This window comes from Gymnodinialimonas mytili, from assembly GCF_037544085.1.
Classification (GTDB): domain Bacteria; phylum Pseudomonadota; class Alphaproteobacteria; order Rhodobacterales; family Rhodobacteraceae; genus Gymnodinialimonas; species Gymnodinialimonas mytili.
The window spans coordinates 114,495-130,045 of sequence record NZ_JBBIFW010000002.1 but is presented as its reverse complement, the minus strand read 5'-3'; the positions used below and the strand labels follow the sequence as shown (position 1 = coordinate 130,045).

Below are 15,551 nucleotides of genomic sequence, written 5' to 3'. Positions count from 1 at the left end.
AACGCGCGCTTTCCCCAAGCGATCCGCGCGGGATTGCGGGCCCGTCAGACCCGCTCCATATCGTAGTCGCCCCGAATACCCGACCCGTAGCGCTGTAGCGCACCCGTCTCACCCACAGCGTTGGGGCGGTTGAAAATCCAGTTTTGCCAAGCGGTCAGGCGTCCAAAGATCCGCGTTTCCATCGTCTCAGGCCCGGCGAAGCGCAGATTGGCCTCCATGCCCGTCATTGCATCCGGGCTAAACGAGGCACGCTCTTCCAGAATAATCCGGATCTCATCCTCCCAGTCGATGTCATCCATGATCATCGTAACCAGACCATGATCGTCGGCCTCTTCCGCCTCCAGCGGCTCTCCGATTTGGTCGCGCAACGCATCAACCGCCTCGGGTTCAGCCAGGAACCGCGTCTGCAGCCGGGTCAGGCCATTGCCCATTGGGTAAGTGCCGAAGTTATCGGGCGTCAGGGTGATCGTCGCCATGGGGCGATTGTCGCCCTCAAACTCGTCTTCCATCATGTAGGACCGATCGGCCGCCCAAATCAGCTCCGCCAGCATCCCCGCAAAGCAAGAGCCGTGTTCGACCAGCGTCACCAAGGAACGCGAGGTCACGTCAAGCCGTTTGAGCACGCGTTTCCAGTAATGGCGGATTTCATTGGCCAGCCAATGATCGGCATTCTCCCGCAACAGCGCCTCATGGGCCGCGACAGCCTCTGGATCACCCTGGCTTCGCAACGTCCAAAGCCCACATTCCATCTCGTTCAGGCGCAGATGCAGGATCGCGTCTTCGAATTCGCGGGCGAGGCGCAGCATATAGCTTTGATCTCCCTGCACGACGAGCGCCGCCAAATCGGCCGGCGCCTCGCCATCGGGACCTTTCAGCGTGATCGTCGCAGATCGACCGGCACGGTTCAGATCAACTTCAACCAGCGAATACGCAACCGAGCCGTCTTCCGCGATGGTGCGATCGAGCGAACCCAGTGTAATTCCGTCGGCATCGCGCGGGTTCTCCGCCGCAAAAGCGGCGGCACGTTCCGCAACAATCGCGTCGAAATTCGAGTTCGGCACAACCTCATCAACCAACCGCCAATCGACGGCGCGTTTTCCTTTCACGCCCTCCTCGGTTGCGCAGAAGACATCCGCCAGATCACGACGCACTTTACGCTTGTCCGTTACACGGGTTAACCCGCCCGTCCCGGGCAGCACCGCCAGCAAAGGCACTTCCGGCAATGACACGGATGAGGTCGCGTCATCCACCAGCATGATGTGATTGCAGGCCAGCGCCAACTCGTACCCACCACCGGCACAAGCCCCTTTCACCGCCGCCACGTATTTCTGGCCGCTCTCGGCCTCCGCCGCCTCATAAGCATTGCGCGTCTCATTAGTAAATTTGCAGAAGTTCACTTTGTGCGAATGGGCCGCGCCGCCCAGCATCCGAATGTTGGCTCCGGCACAAAACACCTTGTCCTTGCCAGATTGCATCACAACCACGCGGACCTCAGGGTGTTCGAACCGCATCCGCTCCACCACATCGTTCAACTCGATATCGACGCCCAGATCGTAGGAGTTCAGCTTCAACTCATAGCCGTCGAACAAGCCCCCGGTCTCATCCACATCCATGGTCAGATATGCGACCGGACCCTCGTAAGTGACGCGCCAATGGCGATAGCGCGACGGGTCAGTCTGAAAGTCGATGACCTTGGCCATGTATGTCTCCTCCGCTGTTCGGAAAGCATAGCGTCGCGACTAGCCCGATCAAGCACTTTAATGCCTGAACGCAACAAGAAGCGGTTCGCAGGAGCAAAAAATAGCATTTTAATGCACAAATTGCGAGATTGCGGCAATCACAGCATCCGGGTGTTCGAGATGTGGGGTGTGCTGACATTCCTCGACAATAAGCACCTTGGCATGGTCGACATTGCGTGAAACGGCATCGATCTGTGCGAGCGTCCCATATTGGTCCTGCCGCCCTTGGATCGCCAAAACCGGGCATTCGATCCCCTCAAGCGCCGCTTCGACATGCCACTGGCGAAAGTCCGGATCCAACCAGGCATCGGCCCAGCCGCTGAAAGTGGCCTGTGGGTCACGGTGGTACTTTCCCATACGCTTGGCCATATCCGCCTCCCCGCGAAATTGCGCATCGGTGCGCGCGATCTCGAGCAATCCCCTCTCTTCTGTGAAGAAGTGCGGAGCGATCAGCACCGCCGCCTCTGCTTCCGGCTGAAACCCAGCATAAATGGCGGCAATGGTCGCACCGTCGGAATGGCCGACCAGAAACGGTCGCGATATCCTGCAAGCCTCCAACACCTCTGGCAGAACCATAATTGCTTCTGTGGTCATCCAATCGAGCGGGCGCGGCAGATCATCCGGATCGGATTGGCCATAGCCTGCGCGCGAATAAGCCATGACGGGCATTCCCGTGGCGGTGTGCAAATTATCGGGAAAATCCCGCCAAAGCGCCACGCAGCCTAGGCCTTCATGCAACAGCACGATCGCGCGACCGTTCGTGGGCGGAGCGCCCCAGCATCGATATTCGAGGCGCTTGTCCATCGCCTCTATAAAGCCAGAGCCCCAAATCATGCCCGCAATTTGAACCGTTGGATCTTGCCGGTCGCCGTCTTAGGGAGATCTTCCACAACATCGACCCAACGCGGATATTTCCACATGCCGATCTTGCTTTTGACCATCTCTTTGAGAGTCTCAACATCCAACGGCCCGGCACTATCCTTCAGCACAACAAAAGCGGCAGGTTTTTCCAATCCAGCTTCGTCGGGCCGCGCCACAACCGCGGCCTCCAGCACAGCGGGATGATCAACCAGGGCTTGCTCGACCTCGAAAGGACTGACCCAGATACCTGAGACCTTGAACATGTCATCGGTGCGTCCGCAATAGATGTAACGACCGTCTTTATGCTCGTACTTATCGCCAGTGCGCGTCCAATGCCCCTCGAACGTCGCTTGCGATTTTTCGCGGCGATTCCAATATCCCTCGGCACTGGACGGGCCGCGCACCAGCAACTCTCCCACTTCGCCATCCGCGACATCAGCGCCCGCCTCATCGACCAGACGTAGATCATATCCAGGCACCGCCATCCCAGACGTGCCATAGACACAATCCCCAGGCCTGTTGGATAGAAAGATATGTAGCATTTCGGTCGATCCGACGCCGTCCACGATCTCAACCCCTGTCAGTCTGTGCCAGCCCTCTCCCACATCGCGCGGCAGCGCCTCGCCTGCCGACGTGCAGATGCGCAAGTTATGATCGAGTGGCTCATCAATCGCCGCCAGCATGGCTGCGAACAGGGTCGGCACCGCACAGAGTATCGTCGGGCGATGATCCCTTAAAATGTCAAAAACGGCATCCGGCGTCGGGCGGCCACCAAACAGAATGGTTGTTGCGCCGCGTGCCATGGGGAATGACATCGCATTGCCAAGGCCGTAGGCGAAGAACATCTTCGCCACGGAATAAACCATGTCATCCTCGCGCAGACCCAAAACCTGATCACCAAATGTGTTGCAGGTGGCGCGCAAGGCGCCATGGACGTGACGCACACCCTTGGGTAGCCCTGTAGAGCCTGACGAATAGAGCCAAAATGCCAATTCGTCTTCGTTCGCCTCGACCGTATCTGCGACAGGGGCATCGCGGACAAACGCGTCATAGCTTTGCGTCCCGTCCGGCGCGTCGCCAATTATTACGATCTTGTGCAAGACAGGCGCGTCCCGGGCAGCGGGGGCGACCACTTCCCACATCCGCGCTGAGACAAACAGAACCGTCGCACGGCTGTCTTTCAGGATGTTGGCGTAAACCTCAGGGCTGAGCAATGTGTTCAACGGCACGGGGATTACGCCGGCTTTTAATGCGCCCCAGAAGATCACCGGAAACTCGATCTGATCGCGCACGATCATTGCAATGCGTTCCTCACGCCGGACGCCGTCACGCGTTAACGCGCCTGCGAACTGCGCAGATTGCGCCGCCAATTCGCCATAGGTCAGACAGCGTTTATCGCCATCGGCCTCGATAAAAGCAGGCTTTTCGGCGCGCCCTTCTTCCAGATGGCGATCCACGAAATACGTCGCTGCATTTCCCGTCATGTCAGACTCCTCCCTGTCGCTCCTATCCGTCTCGTGACTGCGCTGTTGGCGTCATCCGACGCGCAGCACCACGGCCATAGCGCTGTCTCCCGCTGCGCAGCCCTGGAAAAGGCCCGTCCCGCCTCCACGGGCGACCAGTTCTTCTATAAGTTCAATCATAGCACGCAGGCCCGTCGGCCCTTGGGGATGCCCCCAAATCAACGAGCTGCCAAAATTGTTCATGCCACGCCAATCCAGCCCAAAGGCGCGCGCAAAGGCAATATCGTTAACCGCAAACGGATTGTGCGATTTGATCGCGTCGACCCGAGCTATGTCTATCTGAGCGCGATCCAGCACCGCAGCAGCGGCCTCAATCGGAGCTGCGGGCATGAAGCCCTTCTCTTCCCGTGCCTGGGCGATCGCCACAACTTGCGTCACCGGCCCATCGCAGATCTCCAACGCCTCGGTTGGATCAGACAGCACAACCATCCCGGCATTGCCGTCGGCGGGATGCGTTTGTCCGGCGAAGGTAATCGAGCCGCCGGGGATCACAGGCTTGAGCCGCGCCATCTTTGCAGCATTCAACGGCTCTATACCTTCATCCGTTTCAAGCACACCCACACTCTTGCGAAAGCGCGCATCGGGAACCTCAATCACAGGCATGAAACGCCGCTGAAACGCACGATCCTTGGCCAGTGCATCTTGATATTGGCCGCGGCGATGGATCACCAGATCGTGTTGTTCCGCCGTTTCAATCCTTTCGCGCAAGGCGACATTTTCACCAGTTTGGATCATCGCATTGCACGCCCAGGGATCGTGGCCGAAATTGTCCATCACCACATCTTCTTTGGCACCCGTACCACCGGGCGCATGGGGCGCCGGGAAGTAGACATGCGGGCCGTTCGAACATCTGTCGCCAGACACAATCAGAGCACGTTCGGCGCCTTGCGCGATCTCACCGACAGCGGTTGCCAGCAATCGAGCGCCGGTCGCGCAAGCCTGGCTGACCATGGGCGCGGCAAGGTGTTCAGCCCCCAGCATCGCTGTAAACCAGGGGCCGCCGTAGAAGCTGCCCTGCTGGATCACCGTTTGCCCAAACGCCGCAAAATCGAAACTATCGACGGACAGATCCATCCGCTTGAGCTCTTGGCGACCGACATGAGCCGCAAACTCGATGGAATTGAGATGCGCAAAACTGCCTTGCCAGCGGGCAAAGGGTGTAGACCAGTACGCGCCATAAGGAATGTAGGCCATCAGACACCTCCGATCAGGATAGTTGCCGGGTCGGTGTCATCGTAGAGCCGTGCCAGCAGGTCGCTGCGGTGCTGACGCAAGCGTGCCAAGTTCAAATTCCCCTTCGCGGTGATTTCGCCCCGCGCGATGGAGGGCGGCTCGGCCAGGATCAGCGCGCGTGAAATGCGCGCCGACACGCCGCCGGACATGCCAGCCAGTGCATCGGCAATGCGGGCTTGGTCGGACAGGCGCATCGCGCCAGCGTCTTCAGTTGCGATATGACGCAAATCCGGGCTGGGCACGATCAAAACCCCAACCTCTTGCCGCCCTTCGCCGGTCAGCACGACATCCTGCGCAAGACCCTGCAAACGGTCGAGCACCTGCAAACGCAATGCCGCCGCGCGCACCCAGGTGCCGCTTTGCAGCTTAAAATCTTCAGACAAACGCCCATCGAACCGCAAACCCCGGCTCGGACTGCTTGGATCAACAAATCGCATGGCGTCGCCGGTGATGAAATAGCCTTCCTCGTCGAACGCTTCGTCGCTGCGGCCTGGATCGTTGAAATACCCTTGAAAAACCGAAGGGCCACGTACACGAATACCGAAGCGGCCCGCTTCTTCTTCGACGGGGACCAGCTTCACATCGACACCAGGCAGCGGCACGCCGACCACCCCGGCTTGATCCGTCGGCTCATGTTGCAAGACAGCCGCTGGCGCGGTTTCGGTCAGCCCCCAAGAAGACGTAAACAGCGGCATGTCGCGCCCGGGCCGCGCCCGATGCGCCATCTCATGCAGATCATCCCAGACATCCTGCGGCAGCGATGCGCCCGCATAAAACAGCATGTCCAGATCGGCAAAAAACGCATCGGCGAAGGCGGCATCGACGGCCATCGCATCTCGCAAGGCGGCAAAGCCTTGTGGAACGTTGAAGCTGATCGTCGCGCGTTGGTTACGGTTGTTTCGAAGGGTTGTATCGATCAGGCCCGGCACGGGTTTGCCCGCATCGATGTAAAGCGTGCCGCCATTTGAAAGAACCAGATTGAAATTATGCGACCCGCCAAAGACGTGGTTCCAGGGCAGCCAATCCACCAGCACAGGGCGCCGTGCACCCAGTAAAGGCAGGGCCTGGGACAATTGAGCCTGGTTCGTGCACATCATCTTGTGGGTGGTCAAAACACCCTTCGGAGCTGAAGTGCTGCCAGACGTCATAAGGATCTTGGCGATTGTTTCAGGGCCTACGGCGGCGTGGAAACTGCCCACATTCACCCGCCTTTCGGTTCCTATATTCGCGATCTTCGCCATCGTGCTGGGAGAAAGGTGATAAAGATCCTTCAGCGTAGGACGCGCCAAGAGATCCGCGGCAATCGCCAAATCCTCGACAAAAACCGCACCAGGACGCACCAAATGGACAATATCGTCGATATGGCCGTGGGCCTCGGGCAAACGCGCGTATTGTTCAGCGATTGGCACGATCGGGATCCCAACATATTGCGCCCCCAGCGCAAGCAATCCATGGGCCACTGAATTGCCGCTGAGGATCAGTACGGGCGTCTCAGAGGTCAGACCCAAATGGATCAGACCCGAGGCGACCCCGCGCGCCGCCGCGCGCGCCTGCCGATAGGCAATCTCGCGCCATCCCATCGCTGAACGTTCGGCCAGAAAGATCGCGTTGGGCGTTTCTTCGGCCCAGAAATCCAGCCAATCGGTCGTGCGTCGCGTGGCCGGTTGCAGCGGCTCACGCGCGCGCAGCAAAACTGACCCATCGGGCCTGTCGGTTCGGCTTATATCATGGGCTTGGAACCGAAGCTGCATCGGTCGCCTCCCCCACGTGATTTTGGACTGACGACCGGGCAGATCATGGCTGAAACCGTGGCTTGCGCTTTTCCAAGAAGGCGCGGAACCCTTCCTGAGCATCGGGTGAGCTTTGCGCCAGGGCCGTACAAAGCGCCTCGGCAAACAAGCCTTCCTCCGGTGCCATAGCATTGATCCGAGCGACACCGTGGATCGCAAAGTAATTCGACAGACGGGCATTGCTTGCGATTTGGATTGCCAATTCATGTGCCTTGGCCAAGGGATCATCGGCGACGTAGTGGCACAACCCCAGGTCCATACCCTCATCGGCGCCATAGCTCCGGCCCGTCAGCATCATCTCGGTCAACCGATCCGGGCCGATGATCCGCCCCACGCGCACCGTGGCACCGCCGCCCACAAAGAACCCGCGCTGTCCTTCGGGCAATTGGAACCGCACATCGGGACCCGCGACGCGCACATGACAGGCGCTTGCCACCTCAAGCCCCCCGCCGATCACCGCACCCGACATCGCCGTGACGACAGGCAAGCCGCCAAATTGCACCCGCTCCAGGGCGCGATGCCAAAACCGCGAATGTACCATGGCTTCATCCGCGGATCGCTCCGACTGTTCCGCCAGATCAAGGCCAGCGCAAAAATGCCCGCCCGCGCCCGTCAGGACGATCGCCCGCACGCCATCTGGCGGCGCATCGCAAAACCCCGAAAGCTCGGCCAGAAGCGCATCGTTCATTGCGTTGCGCTTATCGGGCCGGTTCAATGTTAATGTTGCGACCAGCCCATCGATATCGATCAGCAAGCTCATCGCGGCGGCAGGCGGGTGGCGCCGTCAAGACGGATCACCTCACCATTCAGATACGGGTTTTCGACAATATGCGCGACAAGCCGCCCGAACTCATCGGGGTCGCCGAGACGATGCGGGAACGGCACATTGGTGACAATCGCTGCGGTGGTTTCCTCGGGAAGGCTTTCCATCATCGGGGTGTTGAAAAGGCCCGGTGCCACGGCGTTCACTCGGATACCGGGCTTGGCCAGCTCTCGCGCCAAGGGCAGGCACATGGAGGCAATCGCGCCCTTGCTGGCCGCGTAGGCCGATTGCCCCACTTGCCCATCCTGATAGGCGGCGCTTGCTGTGTTGATCACAACACCCCGTTCGCCCGTGTCGAGCGGCGGCAGATCCATCATCGCCTGCACTGCATAGGTCATTACATTGTAGGTGCCGATCAGGTTGACCTCGATCACTTTACGGAACGTGTCGAGGCCCACCTTCCCCTCGCGCCCCACGATGCGCGCCGCAAAGCCTACGCCTGCGCAATTCACGCAGATCCGCGCCGCTTGACCGAACCGGGCCATGGTCGAAGTTACGGCGGTCGCGGCATGTTCGGCATCCGTCACATCGCATTGCTGCGAATAGCCGCCAATCTCTGCCGCCACCTCCCGCGCGCGATCACCATTGAAATCCAGGATCGCCACATCCGCGCCGCGCTCTGCCAGATGGCGCGCCGTCGCCTCGCCCAGCCCGCTGGCACCGCCGGTGACGATGGCCACTTGTCCGTCCAGATCCATGGGTGCGCTCCTCTACCAGGTAATGAAAACCAAAGTGATCACAGGGAAGGCCACCAACAGCACCACCCGCAACAGATCCGATGCAATGAAATACAGCACCGCCCGATAGGTCTGCGTCATCCGCGTGGTCTTCTCCATCGCGTTGATGATAAACAGGTTCATCCCGACGGGCGGTGTGATCAAGCCCACCTCAACCACGATCAGCACAAGGATCCCGAACCAGATCGCCACCTGTTCGCTGTTGATCCGATTGAGCGCGCCCTGATTGACCCGCCGCAAGTCCAGCGCGCGGGTCTGGTCACGGGTCAGTTCCTCGCCCGCTGCCAGCGCCTGAAGCGCCCCGTCCAGCGCCACGATATCGGCATCGAAATGGGCGCGGATCGCATCGAACTGCACCGTCTGGGCCAGCGTCAGCTCTACGCCGTCGCGGTAGGATGCGATCAACGCCTCGATACTTGCGGTCGTCATGTCAGGCACCGCCGCCAACGCTTCCATCGCGCGGGCGCTATGCAGATCGACCATGGTGACAAACCCAAAATCGAGGCCCTGCATGACCGGCCAGAAGATCGGGATCGTAAGAAGAATCATCGACAGGCTGTCCATGAAACAGCCCAAGATCAGGTAGAAGACCAGGATCAGGATCAGGATCGTATAGGGGCTGAACCCGCTGGTCGTGACCCATTCCGCGATGCCCTGGGGCACTTGAGTCAGCGCTAGAAAGCCGTTGTAGAAGGCGGCACCCAAGACAATGAAGAAGATCATAGCGGTGGAGCGTGCCGTGACGATGAAGCTATCGGCCAATGTGCCGCGGTTGAGCCCACCATTGACCCAGGCGATCAACCCGGTGCCCAGCGCGCCGACCGCCGCGCCTTCGGTCGGGGTGAACCAGCCCGCATAGATGCCGCCCACGACCAGACCGAACACGATCAGAACCGGCCAGATCTTTGCCAATGCGGCAAACCGTTCGGAATAAGGCATCCGGGGGCCCACACCTGCACTGTCAGGATTTAGGGCCACATAGACGCGGATTGCCAGGATGTAACCCAAAGCTGCAATGATGCCCGGGATGAAGGCTGCGAGGAACAGCTTGGCGATGTTCTGCTCGGTCAAGATGGCGTAGATGACCAACACGATGGAAGGCGGGATCAAGATGCCGAGCGTGCCACCTGCGGCCAAAGCCGCCGTGGAAAATCCGCCATCATAGCCATAGCGCCGCAATTCCGGCAGAGCGACCCGGCCCATCGTGGCCGCTGTCGCAAGCGAGGATCCGCAAATAGCGCCAAACCCTGCGCAGGCGCCCACCGCGGCCATCGCCACGCCGCCCTTGCGGTGGCCGAGAAAGCCTTCGGCGGCCTTGAACAGCGCCTGGGACATGCCGCCGAGCGTCGCAAAGTGGCCCATCAGCAGGAACATCGGAATGATGCTGAGCGAATAGCTGGAAAAGGTCGTGTAGGTCTCAGATTTCAATCGCCCGAATGGCACCTGAGTATCGCCGGTGACCAAGATCAAGCCCACGAGACCCGTCAGAAACATCGACAGCCCAATCGGCACCCTAAGAAAAATCATCAAAAGAAGTGCGGGGAATGACAGGACGCCGATCAATTGGTCGGTCAATGCTCCGCCCCCAGATCACTTGGCAGGATCTCACGCGCGGTCATCATCTCGGTCAGGCGCACGATGGCCAGATACACGGAGTTTACGGCTGTAAACACCGCCCCGACGAGGCAGATCGCATAGGAATACCAGACAGGCAATTGCAGTTCCAACGTCGTCTGACCGGAATTCAGTTTGGTCAGTAGACCGCCATAGAGCTGTGCGGCAATCAGAACTAGGACGCAGGCGAACACCACCTCGGTCACGCCGCGCAGAACCCGGTTGGTGCGCACCGACATCATCGATGTGAAGATATCCACGGTCGCGTGGCCGCCGGTGAGCTGACAGATCGGTAGGAAGGCAAAGATCACAAACGCGACACCCGCCTCAATCAACTCGAACGTGCCTAGGATCGGACCAATACCGGCATTGATCATCCACTGACCCAGCCCCGCCAACACATCGGCATCGACCATCCAATGGAACAAGCGATCCAGAAGGCGTCCACCAATGGCGAACACGGTCAAAAGGATCAGCGCCGACAGCATGACACCACCTAGCACGGCCATCAGGCGGGCAAGGAACAACAGAATCTTATACATGATTTGCAAGCCAAAGCCGGGCCGTGGCGATCTGATAACGCCACGGCCCGACATGTTGCGTCCCTAGCCGTTGCCCGAGCACTCGCCGCCCATCAAGGCGCGCGCCCGGTCGATCAGCGCTTGACCATCAATGCCCTGACCGTCGAGATCCGCAATCCAGTTGTCATAGATCGGCTGAACCACGGGCACCCATTCCGCCTCGGCGGTAGCGGCATCGACGGTGATGATGTTGTTGCCCGCCTCAACCGCGATTTCACGTGCAGGGCCATCGGCATCGGACTGTGTCCCACCGGCAAAGATCGAGAATTCCAGACCGGAATTGTCATCCAGGATCTGCTGAAGATCCTCGGGCATCGCGGCATAGGCATCGTTGTTCATCGCCAGGACGAAGGTCAGCGTATAGAGCATATTACCCTCGAACTCGGTGTGGTTCTCGACCAGTTCCGGTACGCGCAGCGCAGTCGTGACCTCCCACGGGATCGTCGTGCCATCGATCACACCACGGCTCAAACCCTCGGGCACCGCAGGAACCGGCATCCCGACAGGGGTGGCGCCGGTCAATTCCAAAAGCTGGTTAACGGTGCGAGAGCCACCGCGGATCTGCATCCCTTCCAAGTCGGAGGGCACCTCGACCGGATCTGCAGTGTGGAACATGCCAGGCCCGTGAACCCAGGTGCCGAGAAGATGCACGTCCGCGAACTCTTCCTGCATGCTCTCCTCATACATCGTCCAATAGGCACAAGAGGCGGCACGGGCGTCTGTCACCATAAACGGCAGTTCGAAGACCTCGGTCGAGGGGAATCGGCCAGGCGTGTACCCAACCACGGTCCAAACGATGTCGGCCACGCCATCGACGGCCTGATCCATCAGTTCCGGCGGCGTTCCGCCCAGTTGCATCGACGGATAACGCTCGATCTCGATGCGCCCGCCAGAGGCCTCTTCAACCTGGTCCGCCCATACGTCCAGCACCAGCGCAGGCACGTTCGCCTGTGCGGGCAAAAACTGGTGCAGCTTCAGCGTGACCTCTTGCGCCATCGCGCCGCCCGCCGCCAATGCACCAAGGGCCACACCGCCCAAAGCGGCCTTCATCAATCTTGATTCCATGTGATATTCCTCCCTTTCATTAAATCCCGCAGCGGACGTATCGCCGCTGTTCTTCGGTCTGCCTGCGGGCGGATGACGCCCGCAGAAATTCTGGGCCATGCTGCATAAAGGCAATGGTCCTGTCACCCTCTTTTGCGCTGCGCCACCCCGCAATCACCGCAAAAGGGGTATACTTATCATAAGCGTGGTTGCCGCGCTGTCGCCCCTGACGCAGGCTGCGCGTATGGATGATATCTACGCCATGCCTGGGCACCTGATTCGACGGTTGCAGCAAATCTCGGTTTCGGTCTTCACCGAACGGATGCGTGATCTGGGCCAAACCCTGACCTCTCCGCAATTTGCAACCTTGGCGGCGCTGGAGGCTAAACCCGGCATCGATCAAGCGACCCTTGCCGGGATGATCGCCCATGACCGCGCCACGATCGGTGGCGTTGTCGAACGATTGGAAGGCAAAGGCCTGGTCGAACGGCGCCAAAACCCCGCGGATCGGCGCGCGAAAGTTTTGTCGCTGACGACCAATGGCGCGCGTCTGCTCGCCGAGTTGCGACCTGTCGTGACACAGCTGCAAGCCGATATTCTGCCGGGGCTGACCCAGGAAGAGCGGCACGAATTCGTGCGTCTCGCCGCCAAGGTGGCGTTGGCGGGCAATGATTTCGCCCGTGCGCCCTTGGTCATGCCGGACAAAAAACCTCAAGGCAGCACCGACTGATTGGTTGCAAACGCCCTATCCGTGCGCAGAGGCCCGAGATCACGAAGTACGGCCAGTACCTGGGCGCGGCATGCGACCTCGGCCCGCGCCTGCCCCAGGGCCATTTCGGCCGCCGGGTTGGACCGCAGGATCAGGCGCCGCCAAGCATGCAGAACCAACACCCGCATGGCGAACCGATCCAGCGGTGTGTCGGGCAGCGCAACGCCAGCCAATCGTTCGCTGAGTGCAGCAAACTCCACCTCGCAGGCGGCCTCTTTCAACACATCCTGCACCCAGCCTGGAAAAGGCCGCGGCGCCGGTGTCGCGACCATCCAATCGTCTGGCAAATTGTCGATCGGCCCCGTCACAAGCGCGAAACTGCGCGAGATCGGCACTGCCGCCATGCCTGCGGGCAGGACCGACAAGGCATCTGGGGTATCGGGTGGCAGACCGACCAGATGGCTTGGCCCGGCCTCCAGCGGCGGACCGTAGACGCGCATCGTGACGGCGCGAGTCTGGGCAAGACCCACATCGCTGAGGCAGTGAAACCCAACACGACCGTCGCGTCGGCTGGTGATCCATCCATCCCGCTTCAACCGATGCAGGGCGACCCGCATCGCCTGAGGCTGCAAGCCGATCCGTTCGACCAATGTCGACAGGACAAGGCCCGACACCTCGACGTTTTCCTTTTGCGACACATCGCCCAAACAAGTCACCAGCACCGACCAGAGCTTGAGCGCGCCATCCTCAGCCAGGCCTTTGGCAAGGTCATCGACGGCACCGCTCATTTGGCAACCATCGTCAGCAATTCATATTCCGCCACAGCGTCGCCGTCCTGATTGGTGACGTCCGCGTGCCACCGCACCTCGCCATATTCCTCGTTGCGCGATTTGCGATCCATGACGGTCAGATCGACACGGATCGTCTCGCCGGGCGCAAGAGGTTTCACAAATCGCAGGTTATCGAGACCTGTATTCGCCAGAACCGGACCTTCGTTTGGCTCCACGAAAAGGCCCGCCGCGAAAGACAGGATCAGGTAGCCATGGGCCACGCGCCCTGGAAAAAATGGATTCCGCTCTGCCGCACGCTCATCCATATGAGCGTAAAACGTGTCGCCGGTGAATTCGGCAAAATGCTCGATATCGGCTAGCGTAATCGTCCGTGGCTCGGTGTGCAGAGACAGGCCCGGCGTCAGATCGCCAAAGCGCATCTGGAACGGATGCCGCGGCGGGGTCGTCTTCGCCGCGCCGGGCAACCATCGCCCCGTTATCGCCGACAGCATATCGGGCGAACCTTGAACGGCGACGCGTTGCATATAGTGCTTCACGGCTCGGATCCCGCCCAATTCTTCCCCGCCACCCGCGCGGCCAGGGCCGCCATGGGTCAAATGCGGCATTGGCGCGCCATGACCTGTCGCTTCCGCCATACTGGTCCGGTCATTGATATAAACCCGGCCGTGCCAGGCTCCGATACCCGTTACCACTTGGCGGGCAACCTCACGATCATGGGTGATCAGCGACGCCACAAGGCTTCCTTGCCCGCGATTGGCAAGCGAAACCGCATGATCAACGTCGCGATAAGGCATAATGGTCGAAACCGGACCGAATGCCTCGGTAGCATGGACCTGCTCGGAAGCATCCGGATCAGCACAGACGAACAGATGTGGCGCGACAAAAGCACCCTTTTCCAGATCGCCTTCAGGATTGAACCCGTCTTGACCACCAAAGACCAATTCGGACTCTTGCGCAATCACCTGAGCTTTCTCAAGAACATCGCGACGCTGACTAAGCGAAACGACCGATCCCATCCGCACGCCTTCCTTTCGCGGATCCCCTACGAGAACGCGCGCCAATCGGCTCGAAAGCCCTTCGACCAACGGATCAACCAAATGCTGCGGCACCAGGATCCGGCGGATTGCAGTGCATTTTTGCCCTGCTTTCGTCGTCATCTCACGGACGACTTCTTTCACGAAAAGATCAAATTCCGGCGCGCCAGGCCGCGCATCTGGGCCCAAGATAGAGGCATTCAGACTGTCTTGCTCTGCGGTGAAGGGCACAGACCGGTTCAAGAGCCCCTGATGCCCGCGCAACATGCGCGCTGTTTGAGCCGAACCGGTGAAGGTGAGCGTATCCTGCGCATCCAGATGATCCAACGCATCGCCCACGCCGCCGGTGATCAGTTGCAACGCACCCTCGGGCAAGACACCGGCATCCAGCATCAGGCGCACGCATAATTCCGTGACATGGGCCGTGGCGGTGGCTGGCTTTACGATAGACGGCACCCCCGCCAGCAGCGCAGGGGCAATCTTTTCCAACATGCCCCAAACTGGAAAGTTGAACGCGTTGATATGCAACGCGATACCCAAACGCGGTGTATAAATATGCTGTCCGCCGAAACTGCCGGTTTTGCCTAGGGGTTCGAACGTCCCATCGACCAAAACATGGCCTTCGGGCATCTCCCGTCGACCTTTCGACGCGAACACGAACAGCGTTCCAATCCCACCATCGATGTCGAAGCCGTGATCGGCCTGCGTCGCGCCTGTGGTGAAAGACAGATCGTAGAGTGCCTGCTTGTTCGCGTTTAGGTGCAGGGCCAACGCCTTGAGCATGCGGGCACGATCATGGAAATCAAGCGCGCGAAGGCCTGGTCCGCCGACCTCGCGTCCATAGGCGATCATTCCCGCGACATCCAATGTGTCGTTGCCCGCCTCGGCAATCACCTGTCCCGTTGCCGCATCGGCAATGGCGCGCGCGCCCGGCCCTGACGCGACCCAAGCACCTTTCGCGAAACTTCCAACATGTTGCATGTTTCGCTCCTCCCAAAAATTCTTGTAACACATTGCGCGATGCGGCAGTGTGGCGCAACTAAAAGTTTGGGAGGGCATTTCATGCAGCCAG

13 protein-coding genes are annotated in these 15,551 nt (G+C 60.0%); 1 reads left to right on the top strand and 12 read right to left on the bottom strand.

Annotated features, from left to right (window positions below; genetic code table 11):
• Nucleotides 1–44 precede the first annotated feature (44 nt).
• The 10 genes from boxC to V8J82_RS09960 form a co-directional block, all read right to left on the bottom strand.
• A complete protein-coding gene (boxC, locus tag V8J82_RS10005; protein ID WP_339974830.1) occupies nt 45–1,700 on the bottom strand; it encodes a 2,3-epoxybenzoyl-CoA dihydrolase in 1,656 nt (551 codons plus the stop codon).
• A 108-nt stretch (nt 1,701–1,808) separates the two neighbouring features.
• Nucleotides 1,809–2,543 carry an alpha/beta fold hydrolase gene (locus V8J82_RS10000; RefSeq protein ID WP_339974828.1) on the bottom strand — a complete coding sequence of 245 codons (735 nt, stop codon included), beginning with the start codon at nt 2,541–2,543 and terminating at the stop codon, nt 1,809–1,811.
• Between the two features lie 26 nt (nt 2,544–2,569).
• On the bottom strand, nt 2,570–4,084 hold the full coding sequence (locus V8J82_RS09995; protein ID WP_339974826.1) for a benzoate-CoA ligase family protein: 1,515 nt from the start codon (nt 4,082–4,084) through the stop codon (nt 2,570–2,572).
• Nucleotides 4,085–4,135: 51 nt separating this feature from the next.
• Nucleotides 4,136–5,317, bottom strand: coding sequence for a thiolase family protein (locus tag V8J82_RS09990; RefSeq protein WP_339974824.1), 1,182 nt, complete (start codon nt 5,315–5,317; stop codon nt 4,136–4,138).
• On the bottom strand, nt 5,317–7,107 hold the full coding sequence (locus tag V8J82_RS09985) for an AMP-binding protein (RefSeq protein ID WP_339974822.1): 1,791 nt from the start codon (nt 7,105–7,107) through the stop codon (nt 5,317–5,319). Before V8J82_RS09985 ends, V8J82_RS09990 begins: the two co-directional genes overlap by 1 nt.
• A 43-nt stretch (nt 7,108–7,150) precedes the next feature.
• Nucleotides 7,151–7,906 carry a crotonase/enoyl-CoA hydratase family protein gene (locus tag V8J82_RS09980; protein WP_339974820.1) on the bottom strand — a complete coding sequence of 252 codons (756 nt, stop codon included), beginning with the start codon at nt 7,904–7,906 and terminating at the stop codon, nt 7,151–7,153.
• A complete protein-coding gene (locus V8J82_RS09975) occupies nt 7,903–8,667 on the bottom strand; it encodes an SDR family NAD(P)-dependent oxidoreductase (protein ID WP_339974818.1) in 765 nt (254 codons plus the stop codon). The genes V8J82_RS09980 and V8J82_RS09975 overlap by 4 nt, the downstream gene beginning before the upstream one ends.
• Nucleotides 8,668–8,679: 12 nt before the next feature.
• Nucleotides 8,680–10,233 carry a TRAP transporter large permease gene (locus tag V8J82_RS09970; RefSeq protein WP_439650054.1) on the bottom strand — a complete coding sequence of 518 codons (1,554 nt, stop codon included), beginning with the start codon at nt 10,231–10,233 and terminating at the stop codon, nt 8,680–8,682.
• A 44-nt stretch (nt 10,234–10,277) separates the two neighbouring features.
• Nucleotides 10,278–10,862, bottom strand: a complete 585-nt coding sequence (locus tag V8J82_RS09965) for a TRAP transporter small permease (RefSeq protein WP_339974814.1) — start codon at nt 10,860–10,862, stop codon at nt 10,278–10,280.
• 63 nt (nt 10,863–10,925) lie between these two features.
• A complete protein-coding gene (locus V8J82_RS09960; RefSeq protein WP_439650053.1) occupies nt 10,926–11,966 on the bottom strand; it encodes a TRAP transporter substrate-binding protein in 1,041 nt (346 codons plus the stop codon).
• Between the two features lie 223 nt (nt 11,967–12,189).
• Between V8J82_RS09960 and V8J82_RS09955 the strand changes: the two genes are divergently transcribed.
• Entirely contained in the window at nt 12,190–12,675 is a 486-nt protein-coding gene (locus V8J82_RS09955) for a MarR family winged helix-turn-helix transcriptional regulator (protein WP_339974812.1), read from the top strand.
• Here the strand turns inward: V8J82_RS09955 and V8J82_RS09950 are convergent.
• Both V8J82_RS09950 and paaZ read right to left on the bottom strand, forming a co-directional pair.
• On the bottom strand, nt 12,657–13,442 hold the full coding sequence (locus V8J82_RS09950; protein WP_339974810.1) for a hypothetical protein: 786 nt from the start codon (nt 13,440–13,442) through the stop codon (nt 12,657–12,659). The two genes, V8J82_RS09955 and V8J82_RS09950, sit on opposite strands and share 19 nt — an antisense overlap.
• Entirely contained in the window at nt 13,439–15,460 is a 2,022-nt protein-coding gene (paaZ, locus tag V8J82_RS09945) for a phenylacetic acid degradation bifunctional protein PaaZ (protein WP_339974809.1), read from the bottom strand. The genes V8J82_RS09950 and paaZ overlap by 4 nt, the downstream gene beginning before the upstream one ends.
• Between the last annotated feature and the right edge of the window lie 91 nt (nt 15,461–15,551).

Bases quoted from the DNA above. Each gene is read 5' to 3' on its own strand.
- V8J82_RS09955 (WP_339974812.1), top strand. From the start codon at position 12,190: ATGGATGATATCTACGCCATGCCTGGGCACCTGATTCGACGGTTGCAG.
- V8J82_RS09975 (WP_339974818.1), bottom strand. From the start codon at position 8,667: ATGGATCTGGACGGACAAGTGGCCATCGTCACCGGCGGTGCCAGCGGG.
- V8J82_RS09990 (WP_339974824.1), bottom strand. From the start codon at position 5,317: ATGGCCTACATTCCTTATGGCGCGTACTGGTCTACACCCTTTGCCCGC.
- V8J82_RS09970 (WP_439650054.1), bottom strand. From the start codon at position 10,233: ATGATTTTTCTTAGGGTGCCGATTGGGCTGTCGATGTTTCTGACGGGT.
- V8J82_RS10000 (WP_339974828.1), bottom strand. From the start codon at position 2,543: ATGGACAAGCGCCTCGAATATCGATGCTGGGGCGCTCCGCCCACGAAC.
- boxC (WP_339974830.1), bottom strand. From the start codon at position 1,700: ATGGCCAAGGTCATCGACTTTCAGACTGACCCGTCGCGCTATCGCCAT.
- V8J82_RS09985 (WP_339974822.1), bottom strand. From the start codon at position 7,107: ATGCAGCTTCGGTTCCAAGCCCATGATATAAGCCGAACCGACAGGCCC.
- V8J82_RS09980 (WP_339974820.1), bottom strand. From the start codon at position 7,906: ATGAGCTTGCTGATCGATATCGATGGGCTGGTCGCAACATTAACATTG.
- V8J82_RS09995 (WP_339974826.1), bottom strand. From the start codon at position 4,084: ATGACGGGAAATGCAGCGACGTATTTCGTGGATCGCCATCTGGAAGAA.
- V8J82_RS09950 (WP_339974810.1), bottom strand. From the start codon at position 13,442: ATGAGCGGTGCCGTCGATGACCTTGCCAAAGGCCTGGCTGAGGATGGC.
- V8J82_RS09960 (WP_439650053.1), bottom strand. From the start codon at position 11,966: ATGGAATCAAGATTGATGAAGGCCGCTTTGGGCGGTGTGGCCCTTGGT.
- V8J82_RS09965 (WP_339974814.1), bottom strand. From the start codon at position 10,862: ATGTATAAGATTCTGTTGTTCCTTGCCCGCCTGATGGCCGTGCTAGGT.
- paaZ (WP_339974809.1), bottom strand. From the start codon at position 15,460: ATGCAACATGTTGGAAGTTTCGCGAAAGGTGCTTGGGTCGCGTCAGGG.